At 48.3% G+C, this 18,745-nt stretch carries 23 protein-coding genes; 7 read left to right on the forward strand and 16 right to left on the reverse strand.

Annotation, left to right across the window (positions count from 1 at the left end; translation table 11 throughout):
- Positions 1 to 63 precede the first annotated feature (63 nt).
- Together H6G46_RS05495 and obgE are read right to left on the reverse strand one after the other, a co-directional pair.
- Complete coding sequence (locus tag H6G46_RS05495) at positions 64 to 237, reverse strand: chlorophyll a/b-binding protein (RefSeq protein WP_010871578.1); 174 nt, start codon at positions 235 to 237, stop codon at positions 64 to 66.
- Between the two features lie 44 nt (positions 238 to 281).
- Complete coding sequence (gene obgE, locus H6G46_RS05500; protein ID WP_010871577.1) at positions 282 to 1,388, reverse strand: GTPase ObgE; 1,107 nt, start codon at positions 1,386 to 1,388, stop codon at positions 282 to 284.
- 158 nt (positions 1,389 to 1,546) lie between these two features.
- Here obgE and H6G46_RS05505 point away from each other — a divergent pair, with 158 nt between their 5' ends.
- The 7 genes from H6G46_RS05505 to H6G46_RS05535 all read left to right on the forward strand — a co-directional run bounded on the left by H6G46_RS05505 (position 1,547) and on the right by H6G46_RS05535 (position 9,250).
- Positions 1,547 to 2,368: a glycosyltransferase family 2 protein gene (locus H6G46_RS05505; RefSeq protein WP_223211332.1), complete on the forward strand. Its 822-nt coding sequence runs from the start codon at positions 1,547 to 1,549 to the stop codon at positions 2,366 to 2,368.
- A 39-nt stretch (positions 2,369 to 2,407) separates the two neighbouring features.
- Positions 2,408 to 4,429: a flotillin family protein gene (locus H6G46_RS05510; RefSeq protein WP_010871575.1), complete on the forward strand. Its 2,022-nt coding sequence runs from the start codon at positions 2,408 to 2,410 to the stop codon at positions 4,427 to 4,429.
- A gap of 146 nt (positions 4,430 to 4,575) precedes the next feature.
- Complete coding sequence (locus H6G46_RS05515; RefSeq protein ID WP_010871574.1) at positions 4,576 to 5,304, forward strand: membrane protein; 729 nt, start codon at positions 4,576 to 4,578, stop codon at positions 5,302 to 5,304.
- A gap of 16 nt (positions 5,305 to 5,320) precedes the next feature.
- Positions 5,321 to 6,526, forward strand: a complete 1,206-nt coding sequence (locus tag H6G46_RS05520) for a succinate--CoA ligase subunit beta (protein WP_010871573.1) — start codon at positions 5,321 to 5,323, stop codon at positions 6,524 to 6,526.
- 58 nt (positions 6,527 to 6,584) lie between these two features.
- Positions 6,585 to 7,520 carry a bestrophin family protein gene (locus tag H6G46_RS05525; RefSeq protein ID WP_228670066.1) on the forward strand — a complete coding sequence of 312 codons (936 nt, stop codon included), beginning with the start codon at positions 6,585 to 6,587 and terminating at the stop codon, positions 7,518 to 7,520.
- A 270-nt stretch (positions 7,521 to 7,790) separates the two neighbouring features.
- Complete coding sequence (locus H6G46_RS05530) at positions 7,791 to 8,072, forward strand: hypothetical protein (protein ID WP_010871571.1); 282 nt, start codon at positions 7,791 to 7,793, stop codon at positions 8,070 to 8,072.
- A complete protein-coding gene (locus tag H6G46_RS05535; RefSeq protein ID WP_010871570.1) occupies positions 8,072 to 9,250 on the forward strand; it encodes an FAD-binding oxidoreductase in 1,179 nt (392 codons plus the stop codon). Before H6G46_RS05530 ends, H6G46_RS05535 begins: the two co-directional genes overlap by 1 nt.
- On the opposite strand, the gene H6G46_RS05540 is transcribed toward H6G46_RS05535, so the two are convergent.
- The 14 genes from H6G46_RS05540 to H6G46_RS05605 all read right to left on the reverse strand — a co-directional run.
- The gene (locus H6G46_RS05540) at positions 9,224 to 10,360 is read right to left on the reverse strand and encodes an esterase-like activity of phytase family protein (protein WP_223211331.1); all 1,137 of its coding nucleotides are present in this window, start codon (positions 10,358 to 10,360) and stop codon (positions 9,224 to 9,226) included. The two genes, H6G46_RS05535 and H6G46_RS05540, sit on opposite strands and share 27 nt — an antisense overlap.
- Before the next feature lie 109 nt (positions 10,361 to 10,469).
- The gene (locus H6G46_RS05545; protein ID WP_010871568.1) at positions 10,470 to 11,744 is read right to left on the reverse strand and encodes a glycosyltransferase family 4 protein; all 1,275 of its coding nucleotides are present in this window, start codon (positions 11,742 to 11,744) and stop codon (positions 10,470 to 10,472) included.
- 63 nt (positions 11,745 to 11,807) lie between these two features.
- Entirely contained in the window at positions 11,808 to 12,350 is a 543-nt protein-coding gene (locus H6G46_RS05550) for a WcaF family extracellular polysaccharide biosynthesis acetyltransferase (protein WP_014407068.1), read from the reverse strand.
- Between the two features lie 164 nt (positions 12,351 to 12,514).
- A complete protein-coding gene (locus H6G46_RS05555) occupies positions 12,515 to 13,060 on the reverse strand; it encodes a Uma2 family endonuclease (RefSeq protein ID WP_010871566.1) in 546 nt (181 codons plus the stop codon).
- A 76-nt stretch (positions 13,061 to 13,136) separates the two neighbouring features.
- Entirely contained in the window at positions 13,137 to 13,547 is a 411-nt protein-coding gene (locus H6G46_RS05560) for a hypothetical protein (RefSeq protein ID WP_010871565.1), read from the reverse strand.
- 4 nt (positions 13,548 to 13,551) lie between these two features.
- On the reverse strand, positions 13,552 to 14,184 hold the full coding sequence (locus H6G46_RS05565; RefSeq protein WP_010871564.1) for a Uma2 family endonuclease: 633 nt from the start codon (positions 14,182 to 14,184) through the stop codon (positions 13,552 to 13,554).
- A gap of 95 nt (positions 14,185 to 14,279) precedes the next feature.
- Positions 14,280 to 14,477, reverse strand: coding sequence for a DUF2283 domain-containing protein (locus H6G46_RS05570; RefSeq protein WP_010871563.1), 198 nt, complete (start codon positions 14,475 to 14,477; stop codon positions 14,280 to 14,282).
- Positions 14,478 to 14,732: 255 nt separating this feature from the next.
- Positions 14,733 to 15,227 (reverse strand): hypothetical protein, encoded by a 495-nt coding sequence (locus H6G46_RS05575; RefSeq protein WP_010871562.1) that lies wholly within the window; start codon positions 15,225 to 15,227, stop codon positions 14,733 to 14,735.
- A gap of 33 nt (positions 15,228 to 15,260) precedes the next feature.
- Positions 15,261 to 15,578, reverse strand: a complete 318-nt coding sequence (locus H6G46_RS05580) for a UDP-glucose 4-epimerase (RefSeq protein ID WP_010871561.1) — start codon at positions 15,576 to 15,578, stop codon at positions 15,261 to 15,263.
- Positions 15,579 to 15,653: 75 nt separating this feature from the next.
- Entirely contained in the window at positions 15,654 to 15,884 is a 231-nt protein-coding gene (locus H6G46_RS05585) for a type II toxin-antitoxin system HicA family toxin (RefSeq protein WP_010871560.1), read from the reverse strand.
- A complete protein-coding gene (locus H6G46_RS05590; RefSeq protein ID WP_010871559.1) occupies positions 15,881 to 16,135 on the reverse strand; it encodes a type II toxin-antitoxin system HicB family antitoxin in 255 nt (84 codons plus the stop codon). The genes H6G46_RS05585 and H6G46_RS05590 overlap by 4 nt, the downstream gene beginning before the upstream one ends.
- Before the next feature lie 54 nt (positions 16,136 to 16,189).
- A complete protein-coding gene (locus H6G46_RS05595) occupies positions 16,190 to 17,350 on the reverse strand; it encodes a glycosyltransferase (RefSeq protein ID WP_010871558.1) in 1,161 nt (386 codons plus the stop codon).
- Between the two features lies 1 nt (position 17,351).
- Positions 17,352 to 18,497, reverse strand: a complete 1,146-nt coding sequence (locus tag H6G46_RS05600) for a glycosyltransferase (RefSeq protein ID WP_010871557.1) — start codon at positions 18,495 to 18,497, stop codon at positions 17,352 to 17,354.
- 116 nt (positions 18,498 to 18,613) lie between these two features.
- Positions 18,614 to 18,745 (reverse strand): transposase (locus H6G46_RS05605; protein WP_190759818.1); only part of this gene is annotated, 132 nt, incomplete at its 5' end.

The raw sequence follows: 18,745 nt of genomic DNA on the forward strand, positions 1-18,745 counted from the left end.
AAGCTGATTTAGGCAGAGCTATCAGCTATCTCGATTGTACGCAAGCAGCAATAAGCCAACTCCCTAGCGCAGTCCCAACCAGGCCAACACCCCTTGGTTAGTGAAATATTCGATCACCAGGATGAGGAGAAATCCCACCATGGCAGCCCGGCCATTGAGCTTTTCCGCGTAGTTGTTGAAGCCAAATTTGGGATCTTCCTGCACGGGGGTTTGGTTCGGTTGTAGTTCTTCACTCATGGGATTTCCTGGGATAATTAACTTAGTTTACAATTCTTTACCTTTTAGCTTGAGTAAGTTACCCCGTCAATGGGTACGTCAGAGTTGAAAGGATTATTCATTGCCGCCTGGGCCTGCAATTCCAACTCCAGTAACCTCTGGGCTTCTGCGTCCGCCGCGGCCATTTCATCCAGCCATTGCCACACCAATTGCATCAAATCATCTAAGCCTCTCCGGGTGGCCGCCGAAATGTGCAAACAGGGAGCAGTACTGAATCGTTTTAATTCCGTTTCAATTTCCCCAATCATTTCCCCGTCCAGCGCATCAATTTTATTCAAAGCAATGATCTGGGGTTTTTCCGTTATCCCCCGGCCATAGGCGTCCAACTCCTGCTGAATCACCCGAAAATTGGCGATCGGATCCCCTGCAGTGACGTCTAAAACGTGGAGCAGTAAACGAGTCCGTTCAATGTGGCGCAAAAATTCATGACCCAAACCAATGCCCGCTGCCGCCCCTTCGATTAGCCCGGGAATATCAGCAAAAACGGTGCCATCCCCGGTGGGTTTTCGCACCACTCCCAGGTTGGGAACCAGGGTAGTAAAGGGATAGTCGGCAATTTTTGGACGAGCCGCCGACAAAGCTGCAATTAGGGTGGATTTCCCGGCATTGGGTAAACCAATAATGCCCACTTCCGCCAGCAGTTTTAGCTCTAGCCGTAGCTGTCGCTGTTCCCCCTCCAATCCCGGTAGGGCGTATTCCGGAGCCCGGTTGCGGTTGCTAAGGAAATGTTGATTACCCAAACCACCTTTGCCCCCCGCCGCCACACAAAGCCTTTGCCCAGGGCTAACTAAATCTCCCAAGAGGCATTCCCCGTCCAAGTCATACACCATGGTGCCACAGGGAACTTGCACCACCACATCCTTGCCATTGGCCCCGGTGCAATTGCTAGAGCCGCCTTTTTTGCCGTCTTCCGCTTTAAAAATCCTGGCGTAGCGAAAATCCAACAGGGTTTGCAGATTGGCATCCGCTTCAAAAATTACCGAGCCACCCCGGCCCCCATTGCCCCCGGAAGGGCCCCCTGCTGGCACATACTTTTCCCGCCGAAAGGACACCATGCCATCGCCGCCTTTGCCGCCCTGAACTTCGATCTCCGCTTGATCAATAAATTGCATTCTCTAAAACTTACTTCCTGTTAATTCTGACTAAAAATAGACTTCAATTTTCCGAATAGCCTCTCTCCAAATGATATAACTCTTAGGGTGCTGAGGTGGGCTGTGACTTCGCCATTGCCAAGGATTTTCTTCTGTTTTTCTTAACTAAGCCAATTTCCATGAAGCTTTCGGTTATCATTCCGATTTATAACGAAATCCAAACCATCGAAAAAATTCTCAAAAAAATTACCACGGTAATGCCTGAAATCCCCAAGGAAATTGTCATGGTGGACGATGGCTCTAAGGATGGTACGAGGGAATGGTTGGTGGATACCTTTGGCGATCCGGAACAGCATCCCGTTTTAGCCAACGTCAACTTAGCGGGTAAATTCCAGTGCTTTCCCCTTGATCAATCGGCGGAAACCAACGGCGATCGCCAGGGGAACAGTTTTGTTATGCCCAAGGAATGGGAAGTGAAAGTAATTTTCCATCGTCAGAATCAGGGCAAAGGGGGGGCTCTCCACACTGCTTTTGCCGCCGCCACCGGGGATGTGTTGATTATTCAAGATGCGGATTTGGAATACGACCCCGAGGATTGGGGTCCCATGTGGAAGTTAATTGATGGGGGTTGGGCCGATGTGGTGTACGGTTCCCGCTTCTACGGCAATCCCCATCGGGTGCTCTATTTCCATCATTATTTAGGCAATAAATTGATCACCAGTTTGATTGATTTGGTCTGTAATATTAACCTCACTGACATTGAAGTTTGTTACAAAATGTTTCGACGGGAAGTGTTGGAGGATTTACGTTTAACCTGTAATGATTTCGGTTTCGAAGTTGAATTTACAATGAAGGTAACCCGATCGCCGAAGCGATGGCGAATTTATGAAGTGGGGGTGGCCTATTATGGCCGTACCTTTGCGGAAGGAAAGAAAATCAATTGGCGAGATGGGGTTAAAGCTTTGGGCTACATTGCCAAATTTTGGTTAACCAACGCTTAAGGTTTCGCAACTACAACTTTTATCCTCCGGAGGCACACCATGCAAAGTAAATTTTGGTTTGAATTTCTCCAGACCTTGCCCACCCTGCCAGGGGACACTGTTCCCGTAATGGCCATACAGGCTAGTCCAGGTGAAACTTCAGGAGAGTTAATCATTGCCCAAGCCCCCAATCAGACTTTGGATAATAATAATTCTGCCTTGGGAGGTTTGTCGCCACTGTTATTTTTTCCGGTGGTAATTATTGCGGTCATTTTTCTGATTTTAGTGACCATTTTTCTTTATACCCGCTTTTACGTCATTGCCCCCAATAACGAAGCTTTAGTCAGAACTGGCGGCGTTTTTAAAAAAGAGCAAATGGTGATTCTCCACGGAGGCTGCATTGTCATTCCCGGTTTCCATGAAATTACCAGGGTCTCCCTAAGGGAAATTTCTATCGATGTGGTGCGGGCAGGGAATTTGGCTGTGCGGACCCAGGATTATATGCGGGCCAATATGCGAGTGACTTTCTACGTTTGCATTACCCCCAACCGCAATGAAATTTTAACAGCGGCGGCCAGGCTTTCTAAAAAAGGGCAAATTTCGGAAGCGGATATTAAAGATGCTCTGGAAAAACGGGCCGATGATGCCATTCGAGCGGCGGCGAAAAAGAAAAAATTGGCGGAATTGGATTCCGATAAATTGGGTTTTGCTGATGAAGTGTTGAACCTGATCCAAGGTGATTTACGTAAAGTTGGTTTAACCCTCAATAACATTGCCATTTCCGAAATTGAAGAAAGTGATACCTACGACGAAAATAACTTTTTTGATGCCCAGGGAGTGCGGTTAAGAACGGAAACGATCCAACGATCCATCCAACAAAAACGGGAGGTGGAGTTAACCACCAGGGTGGCCATTGAACAGGGAGAATTGGAAGCTGAGAAAAAGAGTTTAGCCATTAAACGGGAGCAGGAAGACGCCAATATTACCCAACAAAAAGAAATTGAATTACTCAAACTAGCCCAACGGAAGGAATTGGAATCCCAGGAAGCCCAACAGCAACGGGAAATTCAAGAGGCAAAGGATAAGGAGGAGGCGAAAAAGGAACGGAATAAAATTCTCCAGGAACAGGCGGTGGAGGAGGAACGGATTCAGAAAGAATTAGCTATTCAAAATAGTCAAATTGCGTCGGCGATCGCCTTGGAGGAACGGAATAAGGAGCTAAAAGTGGCCCAGGCGTTGCAAAAACAGGAAGCGGAGGTGGCGGAAATTCAACGGAAGAAAACCATCGAGGCTTCCCAACTGCAAGCTAAGGCGGAAATTGCCCTGGCCGAACAAAAAACCCAAATCACCGAACAAACAGCGGCGATCGCCATTGCCAATAAACAGAAGGAACGGTTAGAGGCGGAAGCCCTGCGGGCCGAGGCAGAATCCGGGGTAATTACCGCCCAGGAAGTGGAAGCGGCGGAAAGGGCTCAAAAATTAGCAGTGATTGTGGCCCAACAGGATGCCCAACAACATCGCATCGCTGAACAAAACGTGGTGGAAATTGACGTATTCCGGCGGCGGCGGCAAGCGGAAAGTGCCAGGCAAGCGGCGGAATTGGAAGCGGAATCCATCCGCACCCTGGCCGATGCCAACCGCCACAAAGCTATGGCTGAAGCGGAGGGACAAAAAGCCATTATCGAAGCCCATAACAGTTTAAGTAATGCTAATCGCACAGCGGAGTTATTAAAAACCATCTGGCCGGAACTGGTTACCCAACTGCCGGATCTAATCAAAGCGTTGGCGCCCCAGCCCGGGGTTTTGGGGGAATCCCGCATTTACTCTTTCCCTGGGTTAAGTGGGAGCAATGGCAATGGTAGTAACAGCGGAGACATCAATAAATTACTGCTTTCCACCAGTGGCCTCACCCTGCTCAATGGTTTGTTGAATGAAGGCAAACTCAGCACCGTAGTTGACCAGGTTAAATCCCTACTCCAGGATCCCCCGTCGGTTTCCCCCCCTTCTGCTGCTGTCAGTGAAGACGATTGGCCTGACCTCGCTCCCCCCACTGAGACAAATTTTTCCCCGGAGGAAATTTAGCGGGGATCAACGGCGATCGCTACTGATAGGGGGGTAGACCCCCATCACCAAAGCCCCCAATAATGAGGGAAGATGGTATGACTGGAACTAAACCTTGCTGAGTCCTGGTTTTTCCGGTCTATCTCTGCAGGCCTCCACCTTCCCCTGTGTCCATGTTTGACTTCGATCTACTATTCAACTCGTCCTTTGCTGTTGTCCTCAAAATCCCATTGACGTTGCTAGTGTTAATTGCCCTTGAGGCAGTGCTATCGGCGGATAATGCCATTGCCCTAGCCGCCATCGCCCAGGGTTTACCCAATCCGGACCAGCAACGACGAGCTTTGAACGCAGGGTTAGTCATTGCCTATGTGCTTAGGGTTCTGTTGATTATCAGTGCTTCCTTTGTGTTGCAATATTGGCAGTTTGAGTTGGCGGGGGCATTGTACCTGCTCTGGCTGGTGGGGAGTTATTTTTTGTCTCCCGATGAAGGGGAAAATCATCATAAGGCTTTTGAGTTTAGTTCCTTTTGGCAAGCGATCCCCCTGATTGCCTTCACCGATTTAGCCTTTTCCCTCGATAGTGTCACTACGGCGATCGCCGTGGCGGATCAGTTATGGCTGATTATTGTGGGGGGCACCATTGGGGTGATTGCCCTCAGGTTTTTAGCGGGTTTATTTATTCGTTGGTTAGAGATTTTTACCCGCCTCAAAGATGCTGGTTTTATCACAGTGGGGTTAGTGGGTCTGCGCCTACTGCTCAGAGTCATTAACCCTGAGTTAGTGCCGCCACAATTGTTGATGATCGTCATAATTGGGCTACTGTTTGCTTGGGGCTTTTCGGAGCGACGTCCATCGGAGCTAGTGGAAGAAATTGTCCATAGCGGCGAACAGAAGTAAATTTTAGAGATCACTTATGGACTTGTTAGAGTACCAGGCCAAGGAACTATTTCAGCAAGTGGGCATTCCCATTTTGCCTTCCCAGACTATCCAAAACACCACTGCCCTCAAACGGTTGCAAATTCCCTACCCCATGGTGCTCAAATCCCAGGTGCGGGCGGGGGGCCGGGGTAAGGCCGGCGGGGTTAGGTTTGTGGAAAATACCATTGATGCCATTGCCGCCGCTTCGGCCATTTTCCATTTGCCCATTGCGGATGAGTACCCAGAGGTGATTTTGGCTGAGGCCCGCTACGATGCCCAGTCGGAATTATTTTTGGCGATCGTGCTGGACTACCAACGGCAGTGCCCTGTGTTAATGGGTTCCAGCGAGGGGGGCATTGATGTGGAAACCCTGTTGGAGCAAATGCAGAGCGTTTCCCTGCGGACTAACTTTTCTCCCTATCTAGCCCGACGGCTAGCGGTGAAAATGGGTTTGACCGGGCCCCTGGTGACTGCGGTGAGCGGCATCATCGGCAAAATGTATGAATTGTTTGTCACCTATGACTTGGACGTGATTGAAATTAATCCCCTGGGTATTAGTGCTGACGGGGAGGTGATGGCCCTGGACGGCAAAATTACAGTCAACGATACGGCGATCAACCGGCATCCGGATTTGATCAATTGGCGATCGGAGCAATGGACGGGGCATAGTTGGCTGCCGGGGAACTTGGCCCAGGGACAAATTGGCCTAATTTGTAACAGTGAAGGGCTAGCCCTGAGTACGTGGGACCTGCTCAATTCCTTCGGCATCACCGGCGCCTATTTATTGGATGAAGGTCGCAGTGACATAACCCTGGGGGAACAACTGGAATTGGCCTTTAACCACCTCAGCCAGGCCCCCAATTTAAAAGGAATTTTTGTTAACCTGGCCACCAGAGCAACGGACACCTCGGCCTTGGCGGAAGATTTACGGTCTTTTTTACCCCTGCCCCCCAACCTCTCCAGTGAAGACCGCAGTTTACGGGGGACGGGCCCCAGTTTGCCCCAGCGCCAACGGGTTCCCCAACGGCAAACCTATACAGGGGAAGTGCTACCGGTGGTTATCCGATTTAGCCAGGGAAATTTAGATCATCTCCAGCAGATGTACGACAACAGCCTTGTCCATTGGCACAATGATTTGGAAACGGCGATCGCCAAGATGCTGAGTTTGATGCCCCAAGAGACGGCATTGGCCCAGGGATAACTGTGGCCATTATTCCCCTAGATTGGCAATGTTTATCTAAGTTGGGGGAGAGCAAATTTTGAGCAAATTCTTGAGCTTTTTCAGCCACCATCCATCCCGATCGCCCCGCATATGGACGGACATACTGCTGCGTTGGCAAGGTTCCGTTATTCCGGCGATCGCCTCCCGGGTGCTAGTGTGTATGGCCTTTTCCCTGGGGGTGACCCTGGTGGATGGTTGGGGATATAAATTTTCCATTCCCATCCAGGAGAGCATTGTGCCCAGCATTGTGTTGGGATTGCTGTTAGTGTTTCGCACCAACACCGCCTATGAACGTTTTTGGGAAGGACGCAAAGCTTGGGGCACCATGGTCAACACCATTCGTAACCTCTCTCGGATCATTTGGGTTTCGGTGGCAGAACCCAGTCCCCAAGCCCACCAAGACAAAATTAAAATTCTGCATCTTCTGGTGGCCTTTGCCGTGGCCACAAAGTTACACCTGCGCTCTCAACCCCTAAATGAAGAAATTTGGGCTCTGTTGCCGGAATCCGGTTACCGGAAGCTTGAGGACCTAAATAATCCACCCTTAGAAATCGCCTTTTGGATCAGTAATTATCTGCAACGGGAATACGACCAAAACAATATTAATGCCTATCAGCTCACCGCCATGTTGCGCTTGGTAGACACCATGGTGGATGTGTTGGGCAGTTGCGAACGAATTTTAAAAACCCCCATTCCCCTGGCCTACGCCATCCATTTGCGCCAGCTAATCTTTCTCTATTGCTTCATTACCCCTTTCCAGATTGTGAATACCCTCCATTGGGCCACGGCTTTTGTGGTGGGAATTATCGCTTTCACTGTCTTCGGCATTGAAGAAATTGGAGTGGAGATTGAAAACCCCTTCGGCCACGATGCCAACGATCTGCCCTTAGACCAAATTTGCCAGACTATGCAGGCCAACCTGGAAGATTTAATCCAGTTACCCCCCTGGCACCAGATCTCCCATGGGGACTAGTGTTTATTCATTTATCCATGTAGAACTGCCCGACATTACCTTAGGATTTTATGGCTAACTAAAATAAAATCGAGCCGATCAAGAATTTTACGTCTTCCATGGAAAAGGTATTTCAACTTTGTCGCGCTGTTGTTTAAACAAACGAGGATTGCAGCTTGGCGGTTTAGTGCCCTGGGAACTGGTGCTTTCCCCCCTTCTTGGCAAAAAAACTATAACCTAGATAGGGAGAGTCGCAAGACTGTTTCACCACTTCCCGTTTACGGTTCCCCTATGATCAGCATTGATTTGACCCTTAAATATTCCCCCATGCCCGTGTCCGTACAGCGCAAGGAAAAGGATGGGGCGGAAGCACTCTATCAGACCATTGTCACTGCCATGCAGGGCGATCGCCCCCAAGTGTTGGAACTCACCTGTGAAAAGCAGACGGAGAAAAAGGTGGCCATTATGAGCGATCAGATTAGTGCGGTCATTGTTTCGGAGAAAGATGGTGCCGCCTCAGCGGGGAAAGTGCCGGGTTTTGCCGCCTTGGGCCAAATTGTTAATCAAGGTTAATGGAAAATTTCGATGCCATTGTGGTCGGGGCCGGCATTACCGGAGCGGCGATCGCCTATGAATTGCAAAACCAAGGGCAACGAGTACTATTACTCGAAAAACATCGTCAGCCTATCAACGCCACGGCCCTGAGCTATGGTGGCATTATCTATTGGGCTGGGGCCACTCCTCTACAGCGGCAATTGGGCCATGAAAGTCGCTATCGTTGGACCCATTTGAGCCAGGAGTTGGGGGGAGAAACGGAATATCGAGAGTTAGAGCTATTACTCTATCTCCGTCCTGAGGATGATGCCCAGGCCCTAGCTAAGCAGTTTGACCATTGTTTAATTCGGCCTCAATGGGTGGACCGTTTAACGGCGATCGCCATTGAACCCCAACTTAGCCCGGACGGCATTGGCGGCGGATTTGTGGTGCCCCAGGGCCACTGCCACGGCGGCAAAACCGTTAACGCCTATCTCCAAGCCTTTCTCCGGCTAGGAGGCATAGTCCGCATCACCGAGGTGCAAGGATTAATTACCAAGCAAAACCGGGTGCAGGGGGTCCACACTGGGGCGGGAAACTTTTTTGCCCATAACGTTATTCTGGCGGGGGGGGGTCAAAGCCTTGCTCTGCTACCGGAGTCGGGTATTAATTTGCCCCTCTATTTCACCCATGCCGCTGTGCTGCAAACAGTCCCTACCCAAGAAAATCTCCGCTGTGTGATTATGCCGGCGGATTTACAGCAACGCCCCAATTTAGAAGCCCTAGCCCCGACTTTAGATTGGCATCGGCCCGATGACCATTGCGTCGCCACGGTTGTGGAACCCGGAGCGGTGCAGTTTTTCGATGGCAGATTATTCATCGGTCAAATTAGCCAACTGGTGACTTCCCCCCGCTATCATCCCGACCTGGCCTGGGCCCAACAGCAGCTACAAACGGCGATCGCCAAAATTTTACCCCGCCTGGCCCTACTGCCGGTCACCGCCCACCATTGTTTAGTGGCCTTTAGTGGCCAAACCCTACCCCTAGTGGGGGAAATGCCTAATCTACCGGGGTTGGTGTTGTTCACCGGCTTCACCCATCCCTTGGTCTATGTGCCGCCCCTAGCGCAAAAACTGGCCCACCACCTAACCGTCGGCCGGGAACCAGTCATTGATCATTTGGCGCCGTTGCTAAACCCCCTGCAAACGGAAAAGTAGGATTTGGGTGCTTTGATCCCCACTAAAGTTATCGTCACTGATGGCAATTAAACTGGTGGAACCGTCTGGTAAGCGGGGCCCCAGGGTGATTCCTTCTAGATTATCCAACTCAATGCCCAAATCCTCCAGATCGAGCAGTAGTTCTTTGCGCATCGGGTTAATGGTGTTGGTACCAGGCTGAAAGCTAGCTATGCGGCTGGTGTCGGTGGCATTGGCATTGACCGTTTGGAAAATTTTGCCCTGGAATCCCGTCAGTCCAAAGGTTCGTTCTAAAGTGAGAAAATAACCTTCCCTGGGTAAAGCCACCATGGCGCTTAGGCCATGGAGCAGAGTGCCCGCTGGAGCTGGATCAAGGGGGTAAAGATTTTCACTGACTAAAACTGGTGCCCCGACGGAGTTAATTACGTAATGCAACCACCGTAAGGGAATTTCTTGGGGGGGATTCTCCGGGTCAAAGTCCTGGGCTAAAACACTTTCCGTGGCAGTAAAAAGGCGAAAAGGATCGTCCGCTAGGGTGCTAGTGGCGGCAATGGTTAAAGCCTCAAAACCGAAGTTATCCCGGATGCCCTGGGGTCGGTCTGCTTGGGGCAAAAATCGGCTGGGCAGGGGCAATCGCTCCAACTCCTGACCCGTTTGGGGATCAAATTCGGCAATTAAGGGCGGGCTTTGGCTCGATAAAACCCCTTCACTGCTGATGAACAGGGTTTGGCGGGGAGACAGGGCAATGCCTTCTGGGTCTAACAATTGACGACCGTAGGCTTCCCCTCCGCTGGTTCTGAGCTTGGTCATTCCCACTATTTCTGCTTTGGCAATCCCGATGCCCTCTTGCCCAGGGACTATGGTGAGGTGCATGGTGTAGAACCGAGGCGATCGCCGATCGTCGGTGACGGCATAAAAAAGATCCTGTTGGCGATCATAGGTAAGGTCGGAAATGCCTCCAACCGGTAAATCCTCTATTGCTTGTTTCGGTAGGGTATAGCTATCTAAAAATTCCAAGGACAGGGGTAAAAATAGGCGGGACTCTGCTTGCACCGCATCGGGGGAAACCCCACAGGCCACCAGGGTAAAGCAAACGATTGGCAGTATGAGCCTCAATGCAATTTTGGTCAAAATGTTGGTCAGCAACTTGATAAACCCTAAATTCCTGCCATCACTGTAGCTAACAAGTGGATTGATTCAGTTGTCCGGTGGCAGATGACTTGTTTGTCAGACCCTTTGGTTAAAGCAAGCTTGAGTCAGGATGGTTACAGAATTTATTTGCTTGGAGCTTGGCGACTTCTTCATCGCCCACTTTAGTAATGACAGATAGGTATTGGTCCGCAATGGTGTCCAGGGTAAAGTTTTCTTCAAAATATTGGCGGCCTCGACGCCCCATGGTTGCTGTTCGGCGGGGATTATTCTTAAGTTGAAGGATAAATTGAGCCAATCCTGCCCCGTCTCCGTTATCAATGGTTGCTCCACATTGAGCTTCGGCAATAATTTCCCGTAAATAGGAATGGGGGGGACAAATGGCGGCGATCGCCGTGCCTGCGGCCAAACAGCCATAGAATTTGCTCGGGACCACCAGCCCTTCCACCTGGGGCAAAATGGAAACCAAGCTCAGGTCGCAGGCGGTGAGGGAAAAGGGCAAAACCGGCTTGGGTTGGAAGGGCAAAAATAAACAATTAGTTAACTGGTGGCGTTGTACGAATTCTTGACAGACTGGGGCCTTAGCACCAGCTCCAATAAAAACAAACTGGACTTCTTCTTGCTGCAGTAGGCGAGCCGCTTCCATAACAGTTTCCAGGTCGTGGCACCGTCCCAGATTACCGGAATACAGTACGGTAAATGTCCGGTCCAAGCCATGGCGTTGGGCAAACCAGTTATCAGCTTTGGCCCTTGGTTGGATTAACACTCCATCCGCCCAGTTATGGACCACCTCAATTTTCCCTGCTAGGGCTGGTTGTTGGTCCGCGATCACCTTAGCCATGCTCTCGCTGAGCACAATAATAGCCTCTGCCTTTTGCCAAGTTAAACGATTTAGCCAACGCCACAATTTAACAATGGCATCCTTTTCCTTCGCCACCCCCAACTTCACTGCCACATCGGGGTAGAGATCATAAATCAGGCAGATATAGGGTTTTTTGTATAACAAATGCAGGATATAGGCCACCACCATTAGGTAGGGAGGCTCTGTAGTAACAAGAATCAAATCCCCCAGTCTGCTCCCTAATCTGAGTTTGACGATGGCGCGTAAACAATACAAAATTCCGGCGATCGCCCGCCCCCGTAATCTCTGGGGCCAGAGGCGGGAAGTCCTAGTTCTTCTGATCAAAACTCCCTGAGAGACTTCCTGGGATGGGGCAAGTTCCTGATCAAATGCATAACCCGGTTGCCCAGCAAAAATTTGCACATCAAGCTCTTTTTTGGACAGTTCGATGGACAGTTCTTCTAGCAGTTGCCCCGTGGCCGCATAGTCAGGGGGATAAAATTGGTTAAGAATGGTTAGCTTCATCAATAATTAGATCAAATCCCTAAAGGTACTAACAACAAAAGTTAGTTTTTACCTGGCGTAATTTCAGAGGAGTTGCCGTTTTTTGACCGGCTGACAGGGATTGCCAGAGTAGATGGTCATAGCCGCCAAATCTTTGACAGCCACAGACCCCAAAGTCAAAACTGCCTTTTCATTCACCCGTACTCCAGGTCCAATAACGGCGCTAGCACCGATCCAACTGCCAGCGGCGATGTGAATCGGACTGGTGATTAGGTCAAAGCTGGGTTTACTCCAATCGTGGTTGCCAGTGCATAGGTAAACGCCCTGGGAAATACACACATGGGACTCAATGGTAACCGGGGCGAGGTTATCAATCCAACATTTTTCCCCCAGCCAAACGTAATTGCCCAGGGTTAGCCGCCAAGGGAATTTGATCTTGACGTGGGGTTTGATATTAACTCCTGTACCAATTTTGGCCCCGAATAATCGCAGGATAGCTACCTTCAGCCTGGCCATGGGCAGTAGGGGCGTTTGGACTAAAAAATCCCCAATGGAATACCATAGCAATTGTTTAAACAGCGGGGCTCCAGGGTGATATTCTCCTTGCTGGTATTGATTAAGTTGCATGGTAATAATTTACGCCAAAATTAACTGGTTCGACAGCAAAAACAACGGAATTTATTTAGAATTTGGGAGAATGCTGCGGTCGCTCAGTTGGTTACCAAAAACAAAGGAGCAAGAATACGGCCAGAAAACTTGCCATGGTTTCAGTTTGGCCAATGGTCGGAGAGCTACCAATGGAACATTTCTTGTACTGATATTTTTATTTCGGGAAAGGCTTGGCTACGGATGATACCTTCGGAGTGGGTTTGTTGCAGGCGATAATCTTCTTTGTCTGGTGCTCGAAAAATAAATAATTGGCGTTTGCTTAGGTCTGCCACCCAATATTCGGGGATGCCTTCTTGAGCGTAGATTTGTTTTTTGTCGTTGAGGTCGTAGGCTTGGGTACTGTTAGCTATTTCAATTAACCAAAAAATATCGTCGGCCTGAGGATGCCTTTCTTTGTAGCGCTCCTGGGGAGCTAGAACAATGGCAATGTCAGGTTCCGGTTCAGATTGACTCAGGGTAATGGGATGGGCTTCCCTCACTAGAGCTAATCCGTGCAGGTTTTGGCGCAGATAGTCGGCAACGGTGGTGGTGGTGTAGCTATGGAGTGGTCCTTCGGGAGCCATGGTCACTAGGTCTCCGTCTAAAAGTTCCACTTTCTTACCGTCCAATAGCCCCTGTTCAATGAGGTGGTGATAGTCTGGAACTGTCCATTTCAGCAGGGTAACCATGGTTATTTCACAGGCAACGGGGGACTAGTCAATCTTAACAATGAGTATGTTGGGAAAGGGTTGGGCGATCGCCTATTTATTCCCCGTATTCCTGGAGGAAACTGAGGAAATCGATTAGGGCTGCTCTGGTGTCTGGGCTAGGGGTAAGTTGATACCGTGTTGGTCGAAGGAAGAATCGATTTTGGATTCGAGCACGGCGAGCCGCTCGTTGTCTTTCCTGATCTGCTCGGTCTCTTTCTTGATCTGTTCTGTCTCTTTCCTGATCTGCTCGGTTTCGGCTTCGATTTCCAGAGTTCCACTCAAGGCCGAGATTAACCAGGAGAGCCGCTGTGCCCAACGTGAACGCCAGGAAACTCCAGTCGAGGATGGTGAGGGGGATGAGTTGGAAGGGGGTGGTGTCGATGTTGCCATAAAATCTCAGTAGGGCCGCCACAGCATAAAGGAAAGTGGTCAGGGAGCGGGGCAGTAAGGCTAGAAAACTTGCCATAGGTTCATTTTAGCTGTGCCTTCAACTCACCCAACATTTGCCTTGTGCCAACTTGGTAAGCTTTTTGAATTAGTTGGGGAATCATTGACATTACGGCCAAATCTGGAAAAACTTGACTTTGGTTGCTTTCTAAATAACCTTGTTCTGAATAAAGGTAAATTTGTAGTTGATTGTTGCTATAAATCCACACTTCAGGAACGCCAATGGCTTGGTACGCATCGATGACGGTTTTGGAGCTTAAATTGCATTCAATTGCTAAATCTGGGGGGGGAGATTGATTCAGATCAAGGTTTTTGTATTCCCGCATCTGGGATGCATTTTGGATGTAAAAACAGCTATCTGGTTCTATGCCAGCGAAGGGAGGCTGTTTAAGGGTGGTGGAGCCAAAGTCTTCCCAGTCGCGCTCTTGGCATTCCAAAATAGCTTTGACGATATCGGTAATCAGACGATTTGGTTTTTCATGTAGGGCCAGGGGAGCCATGATTTCCAGTCGGCCTTGATAGTAAGCGAGTCGGGAATGACGTTTTTCTCCGAGTTCTTTTAGCAAAGAGATAAAGTCTACCCAGGATACATTGGGGATAGTTAAATGACTACCAGGGGCGATCTCAATGCGGGGAATGGCAACGGTGAGGGTCATGGGGAATTATTCGCTATAAAGGAAAGTGGTCAAGGACCGGGGCAGTAGGGCCAGAAAACTTGCCATAGTCTTAGTTTAGCTAACCGGCGATCGCCCTATGCCACAATCTGCTCGAACGAGATGTTAGGAATATTGGTTCTTTGTTGAGCGTGTTCAATGGTTATGGCACAGACATTTCCGTGCATGTCAATGTCAATTAAAGTGTTATCGTCCAAATCCCTGGTTTCGACAATATTGGCAGACTGAAATTCAATATAAAGGGTATCTGTATCAGTAAAGTACTTAATCTTCATGGTTTGAAGGAGCGGTCAAAAAATGCATTATGGACAGTTTCTCGATCTGACAATAAAACTACACGCAGATATCTACCTTCCATTTCCGGGATGGAAGCCCATAATTTGATTCTACCGTCTGTTTGAATTTCTTCCTTGAGAGGATTGTTCATAGTGTATTCTATCCACTCCAAGTGAATAATTAACCGATCTGGTCTTTGTCTGGTAGCTAAAAAATATTGGGTAAATTTCATTCAAGATTATCAAGCTCGCCGTTTATTCGCCGTATTCCTGGAGAAAGCTAAGGAAATCGATTAGGGTTGCTCTGGCTTCTGGGCTAGGGGCAAGTTGATACCGTGTTTGGAGAACAAATCCTCGATTTTGGATTCGAGCACGGCTAGCCGCTCGTTTTCTTTCCTGATCTGCTCGGTTTCTTTCTTGATCTGCTCGATCTCTTTCTCGATCGGCTTTTTCTCTTTCCTCAGACGCTCGGTTTCTTTCTTCGTCTGCAAGATTATCTCGTCGAGTTTCGCGTTCTCTTGTTTCAATCTCTCGGTTTCGGCTTCGATTTCCAGTGTTCCACTCAAGGCCGAGATTAACCAGGAGAGCCGCTGTGCCCAACGTGAACGCCAGGAAGCTCCATCCAAAGATGGTGAGGGGGATTCGGGGGATGGGGGTGGTGTCGATGTTGCCATAAAACCTCAGTAGGGCCGCAACGGCATAAAGGAAAGTGGTCAATGAACGGGGCAGTAAAGCCAGAAAACTTGCCATGGTTACAGTTTAGCTAACTGGCGATCGCCATTGCTACGGTTGTGTGCATGGGGAATTATCGCCATGGCGTTGTTGGTGCCAAGCCCAGGCATGGGTCAGAATATCTTTTGCCAGGGGATATTGGGGTTGCCAACCGAGGATTTGCCGAGCTTTTTCACTGCTGCCCACTAAAATCGGGGGGTCTCCCGGACGGCGATCGCCTTGTAGCACGGGAATGGGGCGATTGGTGACTAACTGGGCTGTTGCAATCATTTCCCGCACAGAGAAGCCATTGCCATTACCGAGGTTAAAGATGTTGGTAGCTCCCCCCTGCAAAAGGTAAGTTAATCCGAGAACGTGGGCCTGGGCCACGTCGTTGACGTTGATCGCCTATTTATTCACCGTACTCCTGGAGGAAGCTAAGCAAATGAGCGATCACACAAATTACTATTTTTGTAGTAAGTCAAAAAATTTTTCTTTTTCAAGTCCAATATCTTTAATCATGCCCATCAGTGTCCCCTGCTTTAAATCTTTTCCGGGATGGATGGGAACCACAACTCGATTACCCTGGGTATTTTTATAAATGGCATGGCTCCCTTTCTGGCGCTCCAGAAAAAATCCGAGCTTTTTGATTACTCGAATAAAATCTTTGGCTTGGACGCTTGGAAGATTGCTCACACCAAAATACTCAATGGTTTGACAATTAAATCTTCCTTAGGAACGGGCTGATGTTCGGCTATCAAGCTTTCAATGTATAGTTCAATAGCCTCTGTAATGTTTTGTATGGCTTCTTCAAAGGTGTCTCCTTGGGAATGGCATCCTTTGAGCATTGGGCAAAAGGCGTGATAACCGCCATCAAGCTCTTTTTCTAGAAGAACAGTATAGTTATAAATTTGCTTGGGAGTGACTGTCATGGTTACTTTTTTCATAAGGGAAACGTCGTCAGGGAGCGGGGCAGTAAAGCTAGAAAACTTGCCATGGCTCTAGTCCAAGATAACGCAGTCAGGTTTTGGTCCCTGATTCAGAATCCAGCGGTAAACGGCAAGGGTGTCCTGGGCGATGGCATTCCAGTCGTAGCATTTGACGTATGCTCTACCTCTTTCCCCCATAGTTCGTAATTCCTGGGGATGTAGAATTGTTGCTTGCTGGAGAGCATCGGCAATAGTCGCAACTGTCGGTTCTACCCACCAACCACAACGGTAAGTTTGGAGATCTTGCCAGGGAGTCCCAGTGGTGGTGATGACGGGAATGCCATAGGAAAGGGCTTCGGCAACTACGACGCCAAAGTTTTCACTAAAGGTGGGCAGAATAAACAGATCAGCCTGACGGTAAAGGTTGGCTTTGGCTTCTCCCTCCACAGAGTCAAGGATTTTGATCGTTTGCTCTAATTGGTGTTGTTTGATTTGGGCTTGAACTTCAGCACGGTGATTATTTTCGTTGGGGCCAGCAATGAGTAGTTGCCAGTCTGGGGGGGAAACTTGATGCCAGGCTTGGATTAGGTTCATTAATCCCTTTTTGGGATGAATGCGACTGAGGAATAGAGCTGTTCGGTGGCGTGATGATTCCGGAGGAGATGCTTGAGATTCTAGCGTGGGGAAAAGAATGCCGTTGGGAGTAATAGCTATAGGCTGACGCAGACCAAAATGACGAAGACTCTGGGCTTCCTGGTTGGCTGTGGCAAACAGTATTTGAGCCCGTTGTAGATCACGATTTTGATAGAGCCATAGGGCAATCCGTTTTTTGAATTTACGGTAGTTGAGGGCCCAGGGTTCGAGCATGCCTCTAGGATGGATAACTAGGGGAATGTTATATTGCTTGGCAGTTTGACTCCTCCAATAGCTAATCGGATGCCACAGGCCATGGCCATGGATAATGTCGGACGGGTAAGAGCTTAAACGGGAGCGGAGTAGGTTATTTAATGGCAATCCTAGGGATAGGGCAATTCTGTGAGAGCTGTTTACAATGATTCGATTAACTTTAGAGTTTGGAGCAGGAGCAACAACTGAGCTATCTGTTAAGCATTGGCTCAAAAGAGTAACTTCGGTGAAGTTCTGGTGGGAAAGGGCATCAGTCAAATTGGTAACAGTTATGGATGGCCCCCCTGCTTCAGGGGCCAAGTCTGCAATTATGTGTGAAATTCTCATATTACTGGTTGAATTGAGCAGATAAAAGTTGAGCTAAATTTTGTTTAAACTGCTCAAATCCATAAATTTCAATCACTTTTTGCCGGAGAGTTTCTGGTTGATAGAGAATTGGTAAGGGATAGGTCTTTTCTAGGATTTGGGTAATTACTGTGCTAATTTCGTCCAGATCATCGGGATTCACTAACACTCCCAGTTCGCCATTGCATAGAGCATCGATCGCCCCATCTTGATTACCACCAATGGTGGGTTTTCCGCAGGCCATGGCTTCTAGATACACAATACCAAAACCTTCCCCTTTACTAGGCATGGCGAAAACATCACAGAGGTTATAGTGATCGGCTAGTTCTTCGTCGGGGATGAATCCTGCTAGGGTAACGTAATCTTCTAAGTCTAGATCTTGAATTAGTTTTTCGATTCTAGGGCGATCGCCTCCTTTACCGCCGATTAGGTAATGGATATTGGGAATAGTTTTAATAATCTCTGGTAAAGCACGGATAATTTGGTCATAGCCTTTATAACGTTCTTCCCCAGCTAATCTGGCAATGGTCAAAATAACCTGCTGATCTGGGGTGAGATTATATTTTTCGAGTAAAGATTGGGGTTTCGGGGCAATTTGAAAGCGTGAAGTATCAAAGGTATTAGGAAGAACAACAACTTTCTCTGGATCAAGAGCTTGTTCCTGGAGGAGGCGATCGCGGGTGTAGTGACTAACGGCCAGAATTCGGTCAGCATGGCGCAAAGCTTGAATGATATGCGGATTTTGGAGGTTCCAGGCATCTACTCCATGGGCCACTGTCCAGTAAGAAATACCCATTAATCGTTGAACCAAATGAGCTACAGGAGTGAAATTAGCATGGCCGCAAATAATTAAATCTGGTCTTTTTTGGAAGCTACTGATAAATAATAAGAGAGCAAAATAAAAAGTTCTCAATTTTAGAGGAATATTTCCTCCATAATGAAATTTAGTTTCAGGCAAAACTCTTACATTAGGCGTGTAATGGGTATCATGTTTTAAAAAGACATCATAGAAGGCATTTGGATAGACTTCCTGTAAAGCTTCGATCAAAAAAGCACAATAAACTTGAATTCCTCCTTTAAACTGGAAAATATTAGGCAACCAAAGGTGAACTTTGAGGTTTCTAGGCATAGTTTTTATTTAAATTTTAATTCTTTAGTCCTATATATTCTTAAAAATTAGATTGATATTTTCTGAATATGAACCTGATTTAGACACATATAGTAGTTTCAAATAAGGCTGAGACGCTAAACGCCACAGTAAGAACGGATAATTTCATCAAGAGACGTGTCAATAGGAGCGTACATTCTAGCTCGTTTCAAGGCACTAAAGTCATGCTCAATATCATTTAAATCAGGAGAATATTTCGGCAAAAAAAG

Source organism: Synechocystis sp. FACHB-908 (genome assembly GCF_014698595.1).
Lineage (GTDB): Bacteria > Cyanobacteriota > Cyanobacteriia > Cyanobacteriales > Microcystaceae > Synechocystis.

Coding starts and splice junctions, on each gene's coding strand:
- H6G46_RS05555 (WP_010871566.1), bottom strand. CDS start 13,060: ATGGTTACCCTGCTGAAATGGACAGTTCCAGACTATCACCACCTCATT.
- H6G46_RS05550 (WP_014407068.1), bottom strand. CDS start 12,350: ATGCAACTTAATCAATACCAGCAAGGAGAATATCACCCTGGAGCCCCG.
- H6G46_RS05565 (WP_010871564.1), bottom strand. CDS start 14,184: ATGACCCTCACCGTTGCCATTCCCCGCATTGAGATCGCCCCTGGTAGT.
- H6G46_RS05600 (WP_010871557.1), bottom strand. CDS start 18,497: ATGCCTAGAAACCTCAAAGTTCACCTTTGGTTGCCTAATATTTTCCAG.
- H6G46_RS05535 (WP_010871570.1), top strand. CDS start 8,072: ATGGAAAATTTCGATGCCATTGTGGTCGGGGCCGGCATTACCGGAGCG.
- H6G46_RS05570 (WP_010871563.1), bottom strand. CDS start 14,477: ATGAAGATTAAGTACTTTACTGATACAGATACCCTTTATATTGAATTT.
- H6G46_RS05530 (WP_010871571.1), top strand. CDS start 7,791: ATGATCAGCATTGATTTGACCCTTAAATATTCCCCCATGCCCGTGTCC.
- H6G46_RS05510 (WP_010871575.1), top strand. CDS start 2,408: ATGCAAAGTAAATTTTGGTTTGAATTTCTCCAGACCTTGCCCACCCTG.
- H6G46_RS05545 (WP_010871568.1), bottom strand. CDS start 11,744: ATGAAGCTAACCATTCTTAACCAATTTTATCCCCCTGACTATGCGGCC.
- obgE (WP_010871577.1), bottom strand. CDS start 1,388: ATGCAATTTATTGATCAAGCGGAGATCGAAGTTCAGGGCGGCAAAGGC.
- H6G46_RS05560 (WP_010871565.1), bottom strand. CDS start 13,547: ATGGCAAGTTTTCTAGCCTTACTGCCCCGCTCCCTGACCACTTTCCTT.
- H6G46_RS05595 (WP_010871558.1), bottom strand. CDS start 17,350: ATGAGAATTTCACACATAATTGCAGACTTGGCCCCTGAAGCAGGGGGG.
- H6G46_RS05495 (WP_010871578.1), bottom strand. CDS start 237: ATGAGTGAAGAACTACAACCGAACCAAACCCCCGTGCAGGAAGATCCC.
- H6G46_RS05575 (WP_010871562.1), bottom strand. CDS start 15,227: ATGGCAAGTTTTCTGGCTTTACTGCCCCGTTCATTGACCACTTTCCTT.
- H6G46_RS05590 (WP_010871559.1), bottom strand. CDS start 16,135: ATGAAAAAAGTAACCATGACAGTCACTCCCAAGCAAATTTATAACTAT.
- H6G46_RS05520 (WP_010871573.1), top strand. CDS start 5,321: ATGGACTTGTTAGAGTACCAGGCCAAGGAACTATTTCAGCAAGTGGGC.
- H6G46_RS05505 (WP_223211332.1), top strand. CDS start 1,547: ATGAAGCTTTCGGTTATCATTCCGATTTATAACGAAATCCAAACCATC.